The organism is Streptomyces hilarionis (genome assembly GCF_024539675.1).
Lineage (GTDB): Bacteria > Actinomycetota > Actinomycetes > Streptomycetales > Streptomycetaceae > Streptomyces > Streptomyces hilarionis.
On the sequence record NZ_JAHHIT010000165.1, the window covers coordinates 1 to 20085 of the forward strand.

14 protein-coding genes are annotated in these 20085 nt (G+C 75.2%); 12 read left to right on the forward strand and 2 right to left on the reverse strand.

Annotated elements, in window-relative coordinates; all coding sequences use genetic code 11:
* Nucleotides 1–231 precede the first annotated feature (231 nt).
* Nucleotides 232–1104 carry an LLM class flavin-dependent oxidoreductase gene (locus tag KMS84_RS31490; RefSeq protein ID WP_256919901.1) on the forward strand — a complete coding sequence of 291 codons (873 nt, stop codon included), beginning with the start codon at nt 232–234 and terminating at the stop codon, nt 1102–1104.
* A 113-nt stretch (nt 1105–1217) separates the two neighbouring features.
* Entirely contained in the window at nt 1218–2396 is a 1179-nt protein-coding gene (locus tag KMS84_RS31495; protein WP_256919889.1) for an FAD-dependent oxidoreductase, read from the forward strand.
* Between the two features lie 92 nt (nt 2397–2488).
* Here KMS84_RS31495 and KMS84_RS31500 read toward each other — a convergent pair whose 3' ends face one another.
* Nucleotides 2489–3433 carry a LysR family transcriptional regulator gene (locus KMS84_RS31500; protein WP_256919890.1) on the reverse strand — a complete coding sequence of 315 codons (945 nt, stop codon included), beginning with the start codon at nt 3431–3433 and terminating at the stop codon, nt 2489–2491.
* 172 nt (nt 3434–3605) lie between these two features.
* Here KMS84_RS31500 and KMS84_RS31505 point away from each other — a divergent pair, with 172 nt between their 5' ends.
* The 10 genes from KMS84_RS31505 to KMS84_RS31550 all read left to right on the forward strand — a co-directional run bounded on the left by KMS84_RS31505 (nt 3606) and on the right by KMS84_RS31550 (nt 18249).
* Nucleotides 3606–4862: an MFS transporter gene (locus KMS84_RS31505; RefSeq protein ID WP_256919891.1), complete on the forward strand. Its 1257-nt coding sequence runs from the start codon at nt 3606–3608 to the stop codon at nt 4860–4862.
* Nucleotides 4863–5084: 222 nt separating this feature from the next.
* The gene (locus KMS84_RS31510; protein WP_256919892.1) at nt 5085–6803 is read left to right on the forward strand and encodes a S1 family peptidase; all 1719 of its coding nucleotides are present in this window, start codon (nt 5085–5087) and stop codon (nt 6801–6803) included.
* 9 nt (nt 6804–6812) lie between these two features.
* Nucleotides 6813–8939 carry a protein kinase domain-containing protein gene (locus KMS84_RS31515; protein ID WP_256919893.1) on the forward strand — a complete coding sequence of 709 codons (2127 nt, stop codon included), beginning with the start codon at nt 6813–6815 and terminating at the stop codon, nt 8937–8939.
* 77 nt (nt 8940–9016) lie between these two features.
* A complete protein-coding gene (locus KMS84_RS31520; protein ID WP_256919894.1) occupies nt 9017–10489 on the forward strand; it encodes a vWA domain-containing protein in 1473 nt (490 codons plus the stop codon).
* Complete coding sequence (locus KMS84_RS31525) at nt 10486–11343, forward strand: hypothetical protein (RefSeq protein WP_256919895.1); 858 nt, start codon at nt 10486–10488, stop codon at nt 11341–11343. Before KMS84_RS31520 ends, KMS84_RS31525 begins: the two co-directional genes overlap by 4 nt.
* A complete protein-coding gene (locus tag KMS84_RS31530; RefSeq protein ID WP_256919896.1) occupies nt 11340–12566 on the forward strand; it encodes an ABC transporter substrate-binding protein in 1227 nt (408 codons plus the stop codon). Before KMS84_RS31525 ends, KMS84_RS31530 begins: the two co-directional genes overlap by 4 nt.
* Nucleotides 12567–12611: 45 nt before the next feature.
* Nucleotides 12612–12941, forward strand: a complete 330-nt coding sequence (locus KMS84_RS31535) for a CU044_2847 family protein (RefSeq protein WP_256919897.1) — start codon at nt 12612–12614, stop codon at nt 12939–12941.
* A 252-nt stretch (nt 12942–13193) separates the two neighbouring features.
* Nucleotides 13194–14135, forward strand: a complete 942-nt coding sequence (locus KMS84_RS31540) for an ABC transporter ATP-binding protein (protein ID WP_256919898.1) — start codon at nt 13194–13196, stop codon at nt 14133–14135.
* Nucleotides 14132–15487 carry an ABC transporter permease gene (locus tag KMS84_RS31545; RefSeq protein ID WP_256919899.1) on the forward strand — a complete coding sequence of 452 codons (1356 nt, stop codon included), beginning with the start codon at nt 14132–14134 and terminating at the stop codon, nt 15485–15487. The genes KMS84_RS31540 and KMS84_RS31545 overlap by 4 nt, the downstream gene beginning before the upstream one ends.
* A 5-nt stretch (nt 15488–15492) precedes the next feature.
* Nucleotides 15493–18249, forward strand: a complete 2757-nt coding sequence (locus tag KMS84_RS31550) for an alkaline phosphatase family protein (protein ID WP_256919900.1) — start codon at nt 15493–15495, stop codon at nt 18247–18249.
* 23 nt (nt 18250–18272) lie between these two features.
* On the opposite strand, the gene KMS84_RS31555 is transcribed toward KMS84_RS31550, so the two are convergent.
* Nucleotides 18273–20051 (reverse strand): cation:proton antiporter, encoded by a 1779-nt coding sequence (locus KMS84_RS31555; protein ID WP_256919902.1) that lies wholly within the window; start codon nt 20049–20051, stop codon nt 18273–18275.
* Between the last annotated feature and the right edge of the window lie 34 nt (nt 20052–20085).

Genomic DNA, 20085 nt, shown 5'->3' on the forward strand with positions numbered 1-20085 from the left:
CGCTCCCCGCTCCCTCCCGCACCCCACCGCCCGCGGGTCCGCCGGCCCTGAATCCGGCGGGCCCGCGCGCACGTGGCCGCGGGACGCGCACACCTGTCCGCGGGATGCCCGCGAGGCGCCGTCCGCGACGGCTCCCACCGCGGGAACTCCCGCGAACTCCCCCCTCCACAAGCCCTGTTGACCGCTTGATCGCCTCGCCGTCCGGCGCATAGGTTCCGACCCATGACGAACGTGGCGAACGTACGGATCGGTGTCATGTACGACCGCGACTGGGCTCCCGAGGGGCTGCCCGGGTTCGCCCGGCGGGCCGAGGCGCTCGGGGTGGACGACCTGTGGGTGGTCGAGGACCTCGGGTGGAACGGCGGGGTCTCGGCGGCGGCCGTGGCGCTGGGCGCCACGCGACGCCTCACGGTCGGCATCGGCATCGCCCCGGCCCCGCTGCGCAGCCCGGCGCTGCTCGCGATGGAACTGGCCACCCTGGAGCGGGTGTTCCCCGGCCGCCTGGTGGCCGGCATCGGGCACGGGGTGCGGGAGTGGATGGAGTCGGCCGGTGTCGCCCCCCGGTCGCCGCTGGCCCTGCTGGAGGAGACGATCACCTCCGTGCGCGCGCTGCTGCGCGGGGAGCGGGTCGAGCTGGACGGGCGGGAAGTGCGTCTGGACGGCGTGCGGCTGGTGCACCCGCCGGCGCAGGCGCCGCCGGTCGTCGCTGGGGTCGTCCGACCCCGCTCGCTCGAACTGGCCGGACGGGTCGCGGACGGCACACTGGTCGCCGAGGGCCACGGCCCGGGCGACCTGGAGACCACCCGGGCCCTGACCGCCAAGGGCTGCGCCGGCCCCGAACACACCCTCACCGTGCTGTCGTTCGCCTGCGTGGGCGACGACCCGGACGAGGTCGCCCGCCTCCTGCACCCGCACACCGAGGGCCACGGCGCGTGGCTCGGCCGTCCGCAGGACGAGGTGTTCACCGTGTCCGGCACGGCCGCCGGGGCCGCCGACGACGTCCGCGCCCTGCGCGACGCCGGTGCCGACACCGTCGTCCTGCGCCTCGTCGGCCCCGAGCCGCTCGACCAGCTCGCGGCCCTGCTGACCCGGCTCAGGGGCTGAGGGCGGGGCCCCGGAACCCCGGCCCGGCGCCCGGACGTTCACCGGCGGGGCGTCGCGGGCAGGAAGGGCCCGTGCACGTCGGCACACGTCCTACGGGGAAGAGCGGGTGAGGCATGACGCGCGTACTGGTCGTCGGCGGCGGGATCGCCGGCACGGCGGCGGCTCTGGCGCTGCGGAAGGCGGGGCTGGAGGTCGCCGTGTACGAGGCGCATCCGGACCGCGCGGAGGACCTCGGCGCGTTCCTCACCCTCGCGAGCAACGGGCTGCGGGCGCTGGCGCAGATCGACGCCTGCGAGGCGGTGGCCTCGGTCGGGTTCCCGCTCACCTCGATGCGCGTGGTGGACGCGACCGGCGCCGAGGCGGCCCGGGCGCCGCTCGGCGAGGCCGCCGACCCGCTGCTGCGGTACCGGTGTCTGCGCCGCGGCGAGCTGAACGCGACCCTCCAGGCGGAGGCCGCCCGCCGGGGCATCACGATCGTCCACGGCGCCCGCCTCGTCTCCGTCGAGCAGGAGCCGGACGGAACGGGCGCCCCCGGCACGGTCACCGCGCGTTTCGCGGACGGCCGCGTCGCCACCGGCGACCTGCTGCTGGGCGCCGACGGCCTGAACTCCACCGTGCGCCGGCTGACCGCCCCCGGCGCCCGGCCCCGTCACGCGGGTCAGCACGTCTTCTACGGCTGCACCGCCGACGCGCCGGTGAGCGACGTCGACGAGACGGCGTGCGTCACGATGACCCGCGGCAGCACGGCCGCCTTCGGCCACATGACGTCCCCCGAGGGGGAGACCTTCTGGTTCGCCCGCGTCGGCGCCGACGCGCCCCTGACCGCCGACGAGATCGCGCACGCGGGTCCCGGGCACTGGCGTGACCTGCTCGTTCCGCTGCTGCGCGCGGACCGCACGGCCGCTGCCGACGTCGTCGCGGCCACCAAGGACCCCGTCCTGGTCACCAACGCGACCGAGGTGCCCAACGGGACCCCCTGGCGCTTGGGCCGCACCCTGCTGATCGGCGACGCCGCCCACGCGGCGTCCCCGGCGACCGGCCAGGGCGCGTCGATGGCCCTGGAGGACGCGGTGATCCTCGCGAAGTGCCTGCGCGACGTCCCCGGCCTCGCGTCCGCGCTCGCCCGGTACGAAGGGCTCCGCCGCCCGCGCGTGGAACACAACACGACGGTCAGCGGCAACATCTCGCGCGGCGTGCACACCCCCGGGCCCCGCCCGTCCGGCGGCCCGCCCCCGGCCCGCCCGGGCGACGACGAGCTCCTCGGGCTGCTGGAGTGGGACGCCCGCATCTGAGGGCGGGACGCCCCGGGCCGAGCCCCCGGCCCCCGGTGACCGGCGACCGCGCCGGTCCGCGGACCGTCGTCCCCCCGGCTCCCGCGCGGGCCTCACGGCGCCGTCGTCCGGCCCGGGTCGTCGGGGGTCCAGGTCGGGCCGTCGGGGGCGTCGGGGCGGGCGGCGTCGAGGTGGGCGCGGAGGGCGGCGAGCGCGGGGTGGGAATTGTCGTGGCGCCAGAGCAGCGAGTGCGGGTAGACGGGCGTCGGGTCGTGCACGACGATCCGCCGCAGGTCGTAGGGGGCGGGCCAGACGAGCCGGTCGTGCTCGCCGACGAAGGTCGCCAGCGTCGCGGAACCGGCGATCGACTCCAGGAGGGCGTCGGAGCCGAAGTTGGGACCGACCGCGTCGATGATCAGGCCGAACTCGGCGGCGAGCCGGTCGTAGTAGGCGGTCCACTCGGTCCCGGCGGCGTTCCCGGGCATCCAGATCCGCCGCCCGGCGAGCTCGGCGAGGGTGATCGCGCCCGCCCCGGCGAGCTCGTGGTCCGGCCCGGTGAGGAGGCGGAGGGGGTCGTCGAGGACACGGGCGCTCGCGATGTCGTCGGGAAGCGGCCGCGAGGACCCGGCGACGGCCCGGAAGGACGCGTCGATCGTGCCCGCCCGGACGGCGGCGACGGCCGTGTCGGCGTCGAAGAGCGTGACGACGTCCAGTTCCGTCTCGGGATGCGCGCCGTGGAAGCCGCGCAGCAGGGCCGCCGGTGCGATCCGCCGGTTGATCACGTCGACGCGCAGCGCGCGGCGGCCGGGGCGCACCGCGTCGGCCGCCCGCTCCGCGGCCCGCAGGAGGTCGCGGGCGTGGGGCAGGAACGCCCGGCCGTCGACGGTGAGCCGGGCTCCGCGTGCGGTGCGGGTGAACAGCCGCACGGCGAGGTCCTTCTCCAGCGCGGCGATGCGCTTGGAGACCGCCTGCTGGGTGATCGCCAGGTCGGCGGCGGCCTCCTGGAAGCGGCCCGCGTCCGCGACGGCGACGAAGGTGCGTACGGCTTCGAGATCCACGCCGACGCACCCTAGTTCACAACGCGTGGTTGTGCCCGGAGGGCTCCGCGGTTGTTTGACCTGCGCTCTCCTCGCTCGCTTAGCTTCCCCCACGGGCCGGATCCGGGCGGGAGCCGGTCGGCGCGGGCCGGGGGCCGGCCGTTCGGACGGGACGCAGAGGAGCGCGCGGGGCATGGTGCACAGGAGGCCGCTGGGCCGGCGGTTCGGGTGGCTGTGGGGGGCCTACGCGGTCAGCGCGTTCGGCACCCGGCTCGCGTTCGACGCCTTCCCCCTGATCGCGATCCTGGTGCTGCACGCCGGGCCGACCGAGGTGTCGGCCCTCGCCGCCACGGGGCTCGCGGTGGGGGCCGCGGTGGCGGTGCCGCTCGGGCCGTGGGTGGAGTTCCGCCGCAAGCGGCCGGTGATGATCGCGATGGACCTGGTCCGGTGCGCCGCGCTGCTGAGCGTCCCCGCCGCCTACGCGGCCGGTCTGCTGACCTTCGCCCAGCTGCTGGTGGTGTCCGTCGTCGTCGGGGCGGCCGACATCGCCTTCGGCGCGGCGAGCGGCGCGTATCTGAAGGCGCTCGTGCGACCGGAGGACCTGGTCGTCGCGAACGGCCGGTTCGAGTCCGCCAGCTGGACGGCCACCGTGCTCGGGCCGCCGGTGGGCACGGCCGCGATGGGGCTGTTCGGCCCGGTGACGACCGTCGTGGCCGACGCGGTCAGCTATCTGCTGTCGGCCGTGGGGATCCGCGCCATCGGCGGCGGCGAGCCGCGGCCCGTGCGCCCCGGCGGATCCCGGGCCCGGCTGCGCCCGGGCGAGCTGGCCGAGGGGTGGCGGTTCGTGCTGGGCCATCCGGCGCTGCGGCCGCTGTTCTTCAACACGGTCCTGGTCAGCGGTCTGATCATGGCGACCTCGCCGCTGCTGGCCGTCCTCATGCTCGGCGACCTCGGCTTCGCACCCTGGCAGTACGGTCTGGCCTTCGGTCTGCCGTGCCTGGGCGGCGTCCTCGGCTCCCGGCTGGCCCGCCCCCTCGTGTCACGGTTCGGCCGGCACCGGGTCATGCTCACCGCGGGGGCGCTGCGGGCGTGCTGGTCCCTCGGGCTGGCGTTCGTCCGGCCCGGTGCGGCCGGGCTCGTCCTGGTCGTCGTGGTCGAGTTCGGGCTGATCGCCTGCATGGGCGTGTTCACGCCGGTGTTCGCCGCCTACCGGCTGGAGCGGACGCCGGCCGACCGCGTCGCCCGCACCCTGTCGGCGTGGTCGGTGACCAGCAAGGTGACCGTCGCGGCCATGACGGGGCTGTGGGGCCTGCTGGCCGAGGCCCTGGGCCCCCGCACGGCGATCGGCGTCGCCGGCGTCCTCATGCTGGCCACCCCCGTCCTGCTTCCCCGGCACGACCCCGCCGTGCGGCCGGACCCCGAGCCGGCGCCGGCGCCCAGCCGGACCTGACCCACCGGGCCGGGGCACGCGCCGGAGCCGGGCGGCCGCGTCCGCGGGGCCGCCGCGCCCGACCGTGCCCACGCGTCCGCGGCGTCCCCGCGCCCCGCCCCCCGGCGCCGTCGTCCGCTCCCGCTCCCGCCGCCCCGCCCGTACCGTGGGCCCCGGCGGCCGGAATCGATCCCGTCTCGTCAACCCCCGGCAATGCGGGGCCGGTTGTCATACCTTGGGCGCATGGCGCTGCATCACCACAGTGACCGTCCGTGGCGCGTGAGGGTGGACGACGCGGCAGGCGCGCCCTGCGGCGCGGGCGTGCTGCTCGACGACCGGCACGTGCTGACCTGCGCCCATGTGGTCCGCTACGCCGGGGCCGCGCCCGGGTCCGCCGGCGCCTCGGGGGTGCGGGTCAGCAGCGTGGCGTGCCGGCCGGAGTGGACGCGCACCGCGCGGGTCGCCCCGGGCACGTGGGTGCACGACCACGGCACCCAGCGCGGGGACGTGGCGCTGCTCGAACTCGACGAACCGGCCGGCTGCGGCGCCCGGACCACGCTGTGGAAGGCCCCCCTGTCCGGCGGCACCGTCCAGGTGTACGGCTTCCCCCAGGACGAGCCCTTCGGCATGGGGGCGGACGCCCGGCTGGCGGGATCCGGCCACCGGCAGGGCGAGTGGGGCCTGCTGAAGCGGATACGCGAGGGCGACCCGTGGATCGAGCGGGGGTACTCGGGCGCCGGCGCCATGGCGGTGGGCGGCGAGTTCGACGGCCGCGTCATCGGCATCGTGGTGGCCGACTACGTCAACGGGGACGCGAAGGCGGCCTGGATGCTGCCGACGGAGACGATCCTGACCTACCTGCCCCGGATCGAGGAGTTCACCGGCGGCGACCGCAACGACGAACTCGGGTCTTCACGAGGGGAGTTGCCCGGTGACGTGCTCGGCGACCCGCTGCGGCTCGCGCTGACGCAGGAGCTGACCCGGTTGCTGGACAGCGGCTGGAGCGGCACCGTCGTCGTCGGCACGGGCGGCACGACCGCCGTGGGCGACTCCTGGCTCGTCCGTCTGGTGCGCACGGCCGATCCCGCGGCCCGGGCCACCGTCAGCGACGCCGAGCTCACCGGCGCGCCCGGGGACACGGTCCTCGGGCTCGGCACCATCGACGCGGCCTACGACGCGCGCGGCCGCTCGGTCGCCGACCTCGGCGGCTACCTCACGCGCCGGTTCGGGCTCCCCGGCGGCGAACCCCAGGAGGTGGCACGGCAGTTGCTGCGCCGCAGGCCGCCCGCCTGCCTGGTGGTGGGGGGCGTGGACCGCGCCCGGGACCCGGAGGCGCTCGTCGGGGAGCTGCTGGGGCGGTTGGCCGGCCGGGCCCGGTCGCGCGGCGTCCGCCTGGTCCTCGGCTTCGAGGGCGTCACGCCGGCCGGTCTGGCCCACGACGTGTGTCTCGACCCCGAACCGCTGCGCGGCGACGCCACCCGGAACGTGACCGCCGCCGCGGTCCACACGATCGTCGGACAGCTCGCGGCGGAGGAGGACGCGGCCGCGGCCCTGCACCAGGAACGCGGGATGCGGTTCTTCGCCGCGCCCCGGCTGCCGCCCCGCGCCGCACCCCGGCTGCGGGTCCGGCTGGCCGTGGCCCGGGCGACGGAACCCAACCCCGAACTGGCCGTGATCCACGAGCGGGCCGACGCCGCGCGCGCCGTCCTGGCCCGGTTCGATCACGACCTGCGGCGGCTGCTCTCGGCGCACGAGGACCTCACCGCCCGCCTGGAGCTGCACCGTGTGCGGGCCGCGCGCTACTTCGGCGACGAGGACCGGCCTCTCGCCGACCGGCACGCCCCGGCCTTCCGCGCGCTGAAGGTGGAACCGATCGACCTCGGGGCCGCCCGCACGCTGGTCCGGCGCTACATCGACGAGGTCGACCGACGGTTGGACGAAAGACCGTCCGAGGAAAGGTGACTGCCGCGGATGACCCCTCCCGAGTGCAACCGCCCCGACTGCGGCCGCGGCCGAATCGACGACCAGGGGTTCTGCCCGGTCTGCGACCGCCCCCCGCTGCCGCACGACGAGGCCACGCCGCCGCGGCCGGACCGGGACGCCGGTCCGCCGGCGCGGGCCGCCGCGGGCGTCGGCGTGGCGCACGTGCGGCCGGACCCCTGGTACGGCCTCGGCCTGGTCGGGCCCGACCAGCCGCCGCAGGTGCCGCCGAGCCCGTCGGGCCCCGTCGCCGAGGAGCACCGGTTCTGCGCCCATCCGCCCTGCGGGCTGCCGGTCGGCCGCGGACAGGACGGCGAGCCGGGCCGGATCGAGGGCTTCTGCACGGCCTGCGGCAACCACTACGACTTCTCCCAGCCCACCGGCCTGGTCATCGCCGGACGCTACGAGGTCGAACGCGTCCTCGGCTCCGGGGCGTACGGCGCGGCCTATCTGGCCCGGGACCGCAATCTCGCCACCCGGGTCGTCCTCAAGGCGCTGCACAGGTCGGTGGCCAAGACCGCGCGGCACGAGCGGGACGTCCTGGTGGGGCTCCGGCACGACAGCATCGTCCGCATCCTGGGCTACGAGCACGAGGGGCCGCACCTCGTCCTCGAGTACGTGCCGGGCGAACCGCTCTCGGCCCGCGACGGCGACCGTTTGGAGACCCTCCTCGGGCACGGGGTGCGCGTCCTTCAGGCGCTCGACTACCTGCACGCGCGGGGCCTGCTGCACTGCGACGTCAAGCCGCTGAACATCATCCGCTTCCGCGAGGAGGGCCCGGCGGGCGCGCTCGACCGGGTGCGGCTCATCGACTTCGGCTCGGTGCGCAGCCACACGAAGGACACCGGGAAGGTCGTCGCCTACACGGAGGCCTACGCGCCGCCCAGGACCGACCCGGAGCATCTGCGCCCCACCCCCGGCTTCGACCTGTACGGGCTGGGCATGACGCTGCGCGAGGTGTGCCGTTCGCGCTGGACGGACCGCTCCGCGCCGGGCGTCGACTCGCTGCACCTGCTGCTGGAACGGGCCACCGACCCGCACCGGCCGTGGCGGCGGTTCGTGTCGGCCCGGCAGTTCGCGGAACAGCTCAGCGGGGTCGTCCGGCAGGTCGTGGCGGCCGCGCCGGCACACCGTCAGGTGGCGCGCCCGTCCGCCCTGTTCGGGTCGATGTCCGGTGCGCTGCACGGTGGGCTGGGCGCGGCACGGCCCCTCGCGCACTGGGTGGAGGCGCGGGTGGACGGCGGCGGCCTGCTGGGCATGCCCGCGCCGTTCTCGCCGCCGGATCCGGGCGACATCGCCGCCGCCCTGCCGGCCCCGCTGTCCGATCCGGACCAGCCCGCGGTCACGGACACGGCGGGCGCCGCCCTGGCCGAGATCCGGCTCGCCCTGCGCGGGCAGGACGCGACGGCCGCGGCGGCGCATCTGCGGGCGGCGGCGCTGCCCGACTGGCACTGGCTGTCCGACTGGTACTGCGGCCTCATCGCGCTGGCCGACGGCAGTGCGCGCCGGGCCGCCGTGGTGCTCGGCCGGGTGCGCAGGACGCTTCCCGGCGAGCTGATCCCGCCCCTCGGGCTCGGTCTGTGCGCCGAGCTGCGCGGGGACCGGGCGCTGGCGCGATCGCACTACGGGACGGTCTTCGGCACCACCCCCGCGCTCGGTGCGGCCGGCTTCGGCCTGGCCCGCGTGCTGCTGCTGGCCGGTGAGCGGGCGAGGGCGGTGGCGGTCGCCGAACAGCTGGCCGGGGAGTTCCGCTACGAGCGCGAGGCCCGGGTGGCGGCCGTCCGCCTGCGCGTCATGGTCGTCGCGGAACCCGGCCACCCGGCGCCGACCGAGGACGACGTGGCGCGGGCCCGGGCGGCGCTGCCCGGCCTCGACGTGGACGACGCGGCGGCGGCGGCCCTGCGGGCCGAGATCCAGTACGCGGAGTTCCTGCGCACCCGCGACCGGTTGAGGCTGTCCGACGCGATCCGCGCGCTCGGCCCGCACGCGCCGACCGAGCGCGAGTACGTCGCACTGGTGGATCTCGCCAACCGGTTGCGTCCGGCGCTGACTTGGGGACGGCGCCGAAAGCGCGCCGAACGGGTCGTTCCCGTGTCGGAGCAACGCCCGGCAGGCTAAGCTCCGTTGCACGTTCCGTCGAGAACACGTGCACGCTCCGTGAGGAACGCGCGCGGCGAGACGATCGGATGGTGCCGGTGGGGGACAGGTCGCCGTTGGGGCTCGGTTTCGCCCTCGAAGTGGACGCGCCCGCGGATCTGCCCTACGACGAGCGGCGCGCGGACGCGCTGATCACCGTCACGGCGGACTCCGCGGCGGGCCCGTCCGCGCAGACTCCGAGCGCCGAGATCCTCATCATGGACCGCTCGCTGTCGATGACGGGCCACAAGCTGGACGAGGCGAAGCGCGCGATGTGGGCGGCCATCGACACCCTGCGCGACGGGACCCTGCTGGCCGTCGTCGCGGGCAACCACGAGGCCGACGTGATCTTCCCGGCGACGGGCGGTCTGGCCCGGGTCGACGCCCGCACCCGGGAGGACGCCAAGCTCCGGGTGGCGGGCCAGCTCCCGGAGGGCGGCACGGCGATCGGCCGCTGGCTGGACCGCGCCCGCCGCCTCTTCGCCACGGTGGACACCCCCGGCACGGTCCGCCACGCGGTGCTGTACACCGACGGCAAGGACGAGCACGAGACGCCCGAGCAGCTCGGCGAGGTCCTCGCGTCCTGCACCGACCGCTTCGTCTGCGACGCCCGCGGCCTGGGCGACGACTGGCGCTACACCGAACTCCTGCGCGTCACGCAGGCCCTGCACGGCGGCGCCGAGGCCGTCGTCACCATCTCCGATCTCACCGGGGACTTCACCCGGCTGATGCGCGAGGCGCAGCGCATCGTCGTGCCCCGGGTGTACCTGGGTCTGCGCCTCAACAGCCGTTTCCAGCTGTCCTTCGTGCGGCAGACCCGCCCCGTCGAAGCCGAGTTGACGGCGCGTCAGCAGCGCGGCGAGGAGACGCACGTCCCGCTCGGCTCGTGGGCCCCGGAGACCCGTCAGTACCAGATCTCCCTGCGTGTCGACCCGCACAGCCTGCCCGTGGACGACACGCTGCGCGCCGCCCGCATCACCCTGCACGCCGAGTTCCCCGACGGGACCCGCGGGCCCTGCGCCGAGAGCGCCGCCCTGGTCGTGCGCCGCCGCTCGACGCCCGGCTTCGGCATCGCCCGCTCCCCCGACCTGACCCGCGTGGAGAACGAGCGCGAACTCGGCATGGCCATGCGCGCCTGCGCGGACGCCCATCTGCGCGGGGACCTCGAACGCGCCGACCGTGAACTGCGCCTCGCGATCGACCTCGCCCGGGACCTCGGGGACACCGCGCGTCTGCGCTCGCTGCGCGCGGTCGCCGCCGACGGCCCCGACGGCCTGCCGCGCGTGCGGCGGGACGTCGCCCGGGGCCGGATACTCGGGATCGGCCTCGACTCGACCAAGACCGCGAGGCGGCCGGCCGAGCAGCACGACCGGCCGCCCCAGGACGCCGAGCCGCCCCGGGAAGCGCAGGCGTCCCGCGCGTGCCCCCGGTGCCGCACGAGGCCCGCGTCGCCGACGGCCAAGTTCTGCGAGGAGTGCGGGCACCGGCTCGGCGACCCGGGCCCGGCCGACGGACCGAGGGACGCCCTGTGACGGGCGGACGGCCGCGCCCTTCCCATCCGGTGGTGGTGCTGCGCCGGCTCCGGGCGGGCGTGTGGGGCGTGCTGGCCGCCACGACGTTGCTGTGTCTGGTGGCGGAGGACCGCGCCGCGGACCAGATCGCCGCCGCCGCCCGCACGGAGCGGGCCGTGGAGGACATCGACGCGGCGCACGCGGAGGCCCTGACCGCGACGAGCGCCCTCGTCCAGCTCTCCGCGATCAAGGACCCGGTGTCGATCGCGCTGACCGGGACCGGCGCCGACTTCGCCAACGCCGCCGCCCGCATCAGCTCCCACCTCACGTCGGCGACGGAGGGCAACGGGGCCGGGAGCCGGGGGCTGAGCCACATCCAGTTCGTGCAGGGCCAGTTGGCCACGAGCGTGAAGTCGGCCAACGCGGCGGTGCTCGACGGGGCCCCGGCCGTCCGCGACGTCGTGCTGGCCCTGCGCGAGGGGCCGCAGCCCGAGGGGGCGGATCCCGTCCGGTTCACCGGCGGGCTCCAGCAGTCGCTCCTGGACCTGCGGGACGTCGAGAGCGACGCCCGGACGGTCCAGCTCCGTTCGCACTGGCGCGACGGCCGTCTGCTCTGGCCGCTGTTCATGACGCCGCTCGCCGTCATGCTGCTCCTGGTCTGGGCGACCGGACGCGTCATCGCCCGGCGCTTCCGGCGGTACCCCGGCCCGGCGCTCGTCCTGGCCCTGTCGGCCACCGCCTCCGTCGACGTCCTGATGTGCGTGCTGCGCCCGCTGGACACGGCGATCGCCCTGCCCGTCCTGGCCGCCGCCGGTGCGCTGACCTACCTCGCCTACCGTCCACGCCTCGCCGAATACAGGTTCCCCCGCTCATGAGAAGACCGCCGACCTCCCTCGTGCGCTGTGCCCTGGTCCTCGGGCTGCTGCTGACGCCGGTCGCGTGCGGCGATCCGGGACGGAGCCAGGTGACGATCATGGTCCCCTGGTCCGGCAAGGAGTTCGAGGCCTTCCACGCGGTCGTCGAGGCCTTCGAGGCCGACCACCCCGGCATCGAGATCCAGCCCGAGGTCACCCGCGCCCTGAACGAGCAGCTCGACGCCGCCGTGGCCGCCGACGCCGAGCCCGACCTGGCGGTGCTCCCCAGCGTGGGGGCGATCGCCAAGTACCAGCAGGAGCAGGCGCTGAGGAAGCTCGACGTCGACACCGGCGACTACGTGCAGCCCTTCCGGGGGCTCGGCACGAGCGGCGGGGACGGCGGGCCACGCGAGGTCTACGCCGTCCCCGTCAAGGCCGACGTCAAGAGCCTCGTCTGGTACGACGCCGACGCCACCCCCGACCCCCCGAAGAGCTGGGCGGATCTGCGGACCCGGCACGACAGGTGGTGCCTGGGACTGGAGTCCGGTCCGACCTCCGGCTGGCCCGGGGCCGACTGGATAGCGGACCTCGTGCTCACCACGTACGGCCGCGACGCCTACACCGCGTGGGCGTCGGGAGAGGCGACGTGGGACGAGGGCCCCGTCGACGCGGCGTGGACCGCGTGGGGGCAGCTCATGGGCAGCGCCCGCAAGGGCGCCGCCCGGACCGGCTTCAAGGCCGCCGTCAAGAAGATGCCCGCGTGTTCCCTGGCCCACGGAACCCTCGCCGCGATGGACTTCGACGCGACCCGGGTGAAGAGGCGCGCATACCTGTACGTGCCGCCGCCCGGCAGCACGTTGCAGGTCTCGGCGGACTTCGTCGGGAAGTTCACCGACAACGACAGCGCCGACGAGTTCCTCGCGTACCTGGCGGGCGCCGAGGCACAGCGGCTGTGGGTGAAACAGCCCGGCTTCGCGCTCTCCGCCGACAGCCGGGTGACGGCGGAGGACTACGCCGACGACGTCCAGGGCGAGGTGGCCGCGATGCTCCACACCCCCGCCAACACCCTCTGCTTCAGCGCCGCCGACGCGATGGACCCCGACGTCTCCGCCGCCTTCTACCGGGCGGTGCTGGAGTACGCGGACGGCGCGGCGCAGGGCCCGCTCCTGGAGGCGCTCGACAAGGTCCAGGGGGCGCTCGGCTCCGCACGCCCCTCGTCCGCGCCACCCCTGTGCACCCGTTGACCCTCTCCCCTCCCCCACCCGTCCCGGACACCTCCAGGAGCCGCCATGCCGGACGCCGTGCAGTTCACCCTCGACGACGGCAGCGTCGTCCTCGTGGCCCCGCCGGCCCGCACCGGCACCGGCGCCGTGGGCCTCGGCACCCGTCTGGAGAGCGCGGCGACCGGTCTCAGGGAGGCCCTGGCGCCGATCACCGCCGCCGCCTCCGAGGTGATCGGCCAGTTCCGCAGCGCCGCCCAGCGGCCGGACGAGGTGGAGGTCACCTTCGGCGTCGTCCTGGACGCCAAGCTCGGCGCGATCCTGACGAGCGCGGGCACCAGCACGCACCTCGAGGTCACCCTGCGCTGGAGCGGCACGGAACCGACGCCGCCGCACTGAATGCGGGCGCTCCGTCCGGGCTTTGCCCCATGAGGGTTCACCGCTGGGTGTTTCCTGCACGCACATGTACCGAACGTTTACCCGAAAAGCGCCGGGCGGTCGCGGAAGTACCGTTCGCCGCCGGGCGTCTCAGCAGGTCAGGGTGGCAACTGCCCCTGTCGCCCCTGGCGTTCCCGCAACGTTCAATTCGCCTTTCCCGCTCCCGCTCCCCGCACTCCCTAAGGTCCCTGGAGGCTTCGAGAGAAGGGACCCATGGACGCACCCCTTTCGGTCCGGGCTCGCGGGATCGGCACCTGCTTCGGCGACGTCGTCGCCCTCGACGGCGTCGACCTGGACGTGCCGCCGGGCCGGGTCCACGGCCTGGTCGGACCGAACGGCGCCGGCAAGACGACGCTGCTCGGGCTCCTGCTGGGGCTGGCCGTCGCCGACAGCGGCCGGCTGGAGATCCTCGGCACGCCGGTCGGGCGCGGGCTCACCGCCCCCGACGGGGTCGCCGGTTTCGTGGACGGCCCCGGGCTCTACCCCTCGCTCACCGCCCGGCAGAACCTGGCCGCCCTGGCCGCCCTGCGCGGCGACCGGCGGCCGCGCAGGATCGGCGAGGTGCTCGACGAGGTCGGGCTCACCAACGTCGCCGACGACCGAGTCCGCGGCTTCTCCCTGGGCATGCGTCAGCGGCTCGGGCTCGCCGCCGCCCTGCTCGCCGAGCCCCGGCTGCTCGTGCTCGACGAGCCCTTCAACGGCCTCGACCCGGCCGGCAAGCGGCATGTGCACGGCGTCCTCGGCCGGCTCGCCGCCGACGGCGTGGCCGTCGTCCTGTCCGGCCACCGCATGGACGACCTGGAGGCGCTGTGCGACGAGATCACGATCCTCGCGACCGGCCGGGTCGCGTTCCGCGGGCCGTTGGCCGAGCTCGCCTCCGCAGACCGTGAACTGGACCACCGGTTGCGCACCTCCGACGCACCCGCGGCCCGCCGGCTGGCCGCCGACACCGCCGGCGTCCGCCTCGTCGGCGACGCCGGTCCGCGGCGCGGCGCCGCCGACGCGATCGTCGTCCGCGCGCGGACGCCCGCGCTCGACGACCTGGTGACGCGCCTCGTCCGCGCGGGCGTCGCGGTGCGCGAGCTCACGCCCGTGGTGTCGCCGCTGGAGGCCGCCTTCCTCGCCCTCACCGCACCCCGCAAGGACGCCGGATGACCGCGACCGCCCCCGACGCCCGCCCGGCCCCCCACCGGGTCACGGTGGTGCGCGGCTACCGTTTCGAGCTCGTCAAGCTGTTCTCCCAGTGGCGCGTGCGGCTGCTCGTCCTGGCCTGCTGGGTCGTCCCGGCGCTCTTCGTCGCCGGGGTGAGCCGGCAGAGCACCCTGCCCTCCGACACCCTGTTCGGCCGCTGGATGCACACCACGGGATGGGCCGGACCGCTGGTGACCCTCGGCTTCGCGGGCGCCTGGGCGCTTCCGCTGCTGGCCCCCGTCGTCGCCGGCGACGTCTTCGCCGCCGAGGACCGGCTCGGCACCTGGCGTCATCTGCTCGTGGCGGTCCGCTCGCCACGGCGGATCTTCGCCGCGAAGACGCTGGCCGCGACCAGCGTCGTCCTGCTCCTCGTGACGGGGACGGCCTGCTCCGGCACGGTCGGCGGGCTGCTCGCGGTCGGCGACCGGCCGCTCGTCGCCCTCGACGGCCGGCTGCTGACGCCCGCCGACGCCGGCGGGAAGGTCCTGCTCGCCTGGGTCTGCGTGCTGGCCCCCACCCTGGCGCTCGCCGCGCTCGGGATCCTCGGGTCGGTCGCGCTCGGCCGGTCCCCGACGGGGCTGCTGCTGCCGGCCCTGGCCGCGCTGACGATGCAGGTCGCCCAGACCCTGCCGCTGCCCGTCGCCGTGCGCCTCGCCCTACCGGGATACGCCTTCACCGCCTGGGACGGCCTGTTCGCCTCCCCCGCGCAGACCGAGCCGCTCCTGATCGGCGTCGCCGTCAGCCTGGTGTGGGCCGTGGGCGCGATCGTACCGGCGTATGTGCTCTTCGTACGGCGCGACTTCACCGACGCGGCCTACGACGGCGCGGGCCGCCGCACCCTCGCCCTCGGGCTGCTGCCGCCGGTCGCGCTGATCGCGCTCACGGCCGCACTGGTCGGCTCGGCGACCGCGGCCGAGGGCTCCGGGATCCGGCAGGACAAGGTGCAGCGCTCCCTCGCCACCGCGTTCGCCCACCTCTACCGGCTACAGACCGCGCAGCTGCACCGTCCGCCCGTCACGGAGGCGCGGCTGCGGACCACGGCCGCCTGCGCCAAGAGCGCCGGCCGCGGCCCCCAGGAGGGGCCGGGCAACGACTGGCGCTGCGTCGTGACCTGGCGCCTGCCCGGCGTCCAGGTCGCGGGGACCGCCGTCTACCAGCTCGACGTCGGCTCGGACGGACGGTTCGTGGCCGACGGCGACGGCCCCAAGGAAGTCAACGGCTATTTCCCGGTGCGCACACCGACCGGTGACGCCCCGAACCCGCTCTGGCAGTTCGACGGCCAGATCGACCTGCTCGACACCGCCCCGAAGGGATGAACCCCATGCAGGTGACACGGCAGCGCCGGGTCCACAGCCCCCGACTCCCCGTCCTCCTCGGCAGACGCGCCGGCCGGCGCGGCACGCTGGTCGCGGCGGGCATCGCCGTCGCGCTCGGCGTCACGGGCACCGCGATCGCCTCGACGCACCGGTTCGGCACCGAACAGGTCGGCCGAACCACCGCCGACGGCCAGGTCGTCTCCAGCGACCAGTTCATCAAGCCCTACGGCAGCCGCACCGTGATCGACGACGGAAAGATCATGTCGTCCTCCGTCAGCCCGGACGGCCGCCGGCTCGCCGCCACGATCGCCGACGGGGACGCGTCGTTGATCGTCGTGGACCCGAAGACCGGGAAGGTCGAGCAGAAGGTCGGCACCAACGCGGCGGACGACCTGCGCATCAAGAGCGGGTCGGTGGGCCAGGAGGGCCCGTCCTACTCGCCCGACGGCAAGCAGCTGTGGCTCGGCCAGAGCGACGGCTACACCAGGTTCACCGTCCGGGCGGACGGCACCCTCGCCGACCCGACGGCCGTCCCCGTCGCGGCCGACGGCGCCAGGCACGCGCTCGTGGGCGCCGCGGTCTTCTCCGCCGACGGCTCCACCGTCTACGCGGCGGTCAACGGCCAGAACAGGGTGGTCGCCCTCGACGCGGCCACCGGGGCCGTCCGGCACAGCTGGGCCGTCGGCAACGCCCCCCGCGGACTCGCCCTGGTCGGCGGCGCGTTGTACGTCTCCAACGAGGGCGGGCGTCCGGCGCGGCCCGGCGACACCACCGTCAACTCCTACGGCACCCAGGTGGTCGCGAACCCCGACACCGGCGCCGCCACCACCGGCACGGTCAGCGTCATCGACACGGCGCACCCTGCCGCGGCCGTGCGCAGCATCGACGTCGGTCTGCACCCGACCGCGGTGTACGCCAGGAAGGGCGCGGTGTTCGTCACCGACACCGGCGGCGACCAGGTGTCGGTCATCGACGCCCGCAAGGGCAAGGTCGTGCAGACCATCGCCACCCGGCCGTGGCCGCAGGCCAAGGCCGGCTACGAGCCCGACGCGGTGACGCTCACCGACGACGGCCGCCTGCTGGTCACGCTCGGCCGGGCGAACGCGATCGCCGTCTACCGCTACACGTCGGCCCAGACGCCCGTGAGTTACGTCGGCCTGCTGCCCACGGACTACTTCCCCTCGGAGATCGCCACCGTGGGCGGGGACGTGATCGTCTCCCACACCCGCGGCATCGACGCCCGTCGGCCCTCCGCCACCGGCAGCCACGGCACCCACGACACCACGTCGAGCCTGACGCGGTTCGCCCTGCCGGACGACCATGTCGTCCGGGCCCGGACGGCCGACGTCTTCCGGCAGAACGGCTGGACGCCCGGCTCGGTCCGCACGGCCGACCGCAAGAGCCACGCCAGGGCCGTGCCGGTCCCGGCGCGCCTCGGCGACCCCTCGACGATCAAGCACGTGTTCCTGCTCGTCAAGGAGAACCGGACCTACGACCAGGTCTTCGGCGACCTGCCCCAGGGCGACGGCGACGCCTCGCTCACCCAGTTCGGCGAGAACGTGACGCCCAACCAGCACGCCCTGGCACGGCAGTTCGGGCTGTACGACAACTTCTACGACATCGGCACCAACTCGGCCGAGGGCCACAACTGGCTGATGCAGTCGGACAACCCGGAGTACACCGAGTCCTCGGCCGGCGAGTACGCGCGCAGTTACGACACCGAGGACGACGTGCTCGGCCACCAGAGGTCGGGCTTCCTGTGGACGGGCGCGCAGGCGGCCGGCCGGTCCGTCAAGGACTTCGGCGAGTTCCAGTCGATCGAGAGCAAGCCGGCCGGCGCGACCTGGCAGAACCTCTACTGCGACGCCCGGAACATGGCCGCGACCGGACAGCCGACCGCCTACCCCATCCGCACGGGCTCGGCGATCCCCTCGCTGAACAAGGTGTCGGTGCCCGGCTTCCCGCTGTTCGACCTCTCCGTCCCGGACGTGTACAAGTACCAGATCTGGAAGCAGGACTTCGAGAAGAACGGCCCCGCGAACCTGAACATGTTCTGGTTCTCCAACGACCACACGGGAGGCCCGGCGAGCCCGGCCGCGGAGGTCGCGGACAACGACCTCGCCGTCGGCCGGATGGTCGACGAGATCTCGCACAGCCGGTACTGGAAGGACTCGGCGATCTTCGTCGTCGAGGACGACTCGCAGGCCGGTCTCGACCACGTCGACGGCCACCGCGCCCCCGTGCAGATCATCAGCCCCTGGGCGCAGCGCGGCACGGTCGACGACCGCTACTACTCGCAGATCACGATGATCCGCACCGTCGAGCAGATCCTCGGGATCCGCCCGATGAACCAGAAGGACAGCGCGGCGACCCCGATGGCCGGCGCGTTCACCCGCAGGCCGGACGACACCCCGTTCACGGCGGTGGCGAACCGGGTCCCGCTGACCGACGGCCTGAGCACCCCGCCCCCGTGCGGCGCGGACACCCCCGCCCCGCAGAACCCGGCCGCGGCCGCGGTCCCGACGGCCACGCAGGCTCCGGCGGGGCAGCGCAAGGTCGCGGCGCAGTGGAAGACCTGGGAGTCGCACCAGCGGCTGACCGGCCCCCACGCCGTGCCCGACTACGCGAACCCGGTCCAGATGAACCGTCTCACCTGGTACGAGACCCACAACTGGACGAAGCCCTACCCCGGTGACAGCAGGATCTACGCCCCGGCCGACGTGCCCGGCGCCTACCTCCCGTCCCCGGAGTCCGACGGCTGACCGACGCGAGAACCGGGCGTGCGCTACGCCGGCTCCGGCCCGGCGCCGCGCACGCCCGGGACCAGCCGGACGGCCGTGTCGCCCGGCCGGGGCAGCGGGGCCGCGCCTTCCGTCACCGGGTCGAGGCGGCCGTCGCCGCGCACCAGGAAGAGCAGTTCGCTGCCGGGCCGCGGGACCTCGTCGGCGGGCTGCCCCAGGACGGCCGCCCCGTGCGCGTACCCGCGGGCGAACACCGGCCAGGTCAGCCCCGGCCCGAACAGCACCTCGCCGCCGATGAACGGCGCCACCGCCCCCTGACTGTCGGCCGGCGCGTCGAGCCGGTGGACCGTGCCCTCCACACTGCCCCGCAGCAGCAGCGCCGCCAGCGCGTTGAAGTCGTCCTCGGCGGTGAGGAGGTACACGGCCGTGATGCCCTCCAGCTCGGCGGCCCCGCCCGTGGCGGCGCCCAGCAGTTCCCCGGGCGCGGGCTCGATCCCGGCCCGCCGGATGCGTTCGCGCTGCTCCTCCTCCCCCGCCCACATCAGCACTTCCAGCCCGGCCGCCTTCAGCGCCACGCCCAGGTCGACCACCCACGGGTCGCCGCCCACCAGCAGGGGCCGTGAGCGGGAGGGCCGCACCACGCCCAGGCGCCGGGCCACGGGCGAGGCGGTCAGCCCGTACAGCGTCACGGTCGCGACGATGACCACGAACGTCGCCGGAAGGATCTTCGTGGCGCCGTCGATGTGCTCGGCCACCAGAGCGGCCGAGAACGTCGAGGCGGTGGCGGCCGCCACGATGCCGCGCGGCGCCATCCAGCCGACGAAGCCGCGTTCGGCGCGGGTCAGTTCGGTGCCGAGGGTGGACACGAGCGCGACCAGCGGCCGCACGACCAGCACCAGGAAGGCGGCGAGCCCGAGCGCGGGCAGCCACACGTGGCGCAGCGACTGCGGAGTGACGGTGGCCGAGATCGAGACGAAGAGCAGCCCGAGGATCAGACTGACCAGGGTCTCGAAGAAGGGACGGCGCGCGGGCACGTCCATGCCGCGCAGGTTGGCGACGGCCAGGCCCATCAGCACGGCGGCGATGAGTCCGGTGTCGTCGCGCAGGACGTCGCAGAGCGCCGCCACCCCGATCACCGCCGCCAGCTGCGCCGTGGTGCCGAGGACCTCGCCCGGCCGCAGCACCCGGAACAGCACCCACAGCGACGCCGCGCCGACCGCCCCGCCGGCCACGCCGATGCCCATGCTGGCGAGGAAGTGCCCCATCCCGCTGCCGAAGCGGTGGCGCGAGCCGGACAGGACCGCGTGGAAGACCAGTGCTCCCAGCACTCCGCCGACCGGGTCGATGAGGGAGCCCTCCCAGATCAGGATGTGCTGGAGGCGGTCCTTCGGCCGCACGAAGCCGAGCAGCGGCCCCACGACCGTGGGCCCCGAGACGACGAGGATCGCACCGATCATGACGGCCGCCCGTGCGGACATCCCCAGCAGCGGCACGGCGAGCAGCGCGCCGAGCAGCCCGGTGACGGGTACGCCGACGCAGATGAGCCGGACGACGACCCGCCTGGTGTGACCCTTCAGCCGGGACAGGTCCAGCCCGAGGCCGGCGTCGTAGAGGATCACGGCGACGGCCAGCGACACCAGCGGTGAGAACGCCGGCCCGAGGAGTCGCTCGGGCGCGACGTCGTCGAACAGCGCGCCGGCGGCGAACCCGACGGGCAGCAGGACGATGAGGGCGGGGATGCGCAGCCGCCCGGCCACGATCTGCGAACCGACGGCCAGGACCAGGATCAGGCCCATGCCGGTCAGCACCTGGTCCGTCGTCACGAGCGGCCCTTTCGGTACGGGGTGGGGGGGGAAG

Excerpts from the sequence above, each read along its gene's own strand:
- KMS84_RS31495 (WP_256919889.1), top strand. The coding sequence starts at position 1,218 with ATGACGCGCGTACTGGTCGTCGGCGGCGGGATCGCCGGCACGGCGGCG.
- KMS84_RS31505 (WP_256919891.1), top strand. The coding sequence starts at position 3,606 with ATGGTGCACAGGAGGCCGCTGGGCCGGCGGTTCGGGTGGCTGTGGGGG.
- KMS84_RS31510 (WP_256919892.1), top strand. The coding sequence starts at position 5,085 with ATGGCGCTGCATCACCACAGTGACCGTCCGTGGCGCGTGAGGGTGGAC.
- KMS84_RS31515 (WP_256919893.1), top strand. The coding sequence starts at position 6,813 with ATGACCCCTCCCGAGTGCAACCGCCCCGACTGCGGCCGCGGCCGAATC.
- KMS84_RS31530 (WP_256919896.1), top strand. The coding sequence starts at position 11,340 with ATGAGAAGACCGCCGACCTCCCTCGTGCGCTGTGCCCTGGTCCTCGGG.
- KMS84_RS31535 (WP_256919897.1), top strand. The coding sequence starts at position 12,612 with ATGCCGGACGCCGTGCAGTTCACCCTCGACGACGGCAGCGTCGTCCTC.
- KMS84_RS31540 (WP_256919898.1), top strand. The coding sequence starts at position 13,194 with ATGGACGCACCCCTTTCGGTCCGGGCTCGCGGGATCGGCACCTGCTTC.
- KMS84_RS31545 (WP_256919899.1), top strand. The coding sequence starts at position 14,132 with ATGACCGCGACCGCCCCCGACGCCCGCCCGGCCCCCCACCGGGTCACG.
- KMS84_RS31550 (WP_256919900.1), top strand. The coding sequence starts at position 15,493 with ATGCAGGTGACACGGCAGCGCCGGGTCCACAGCCCCCGACTCCCCGTC.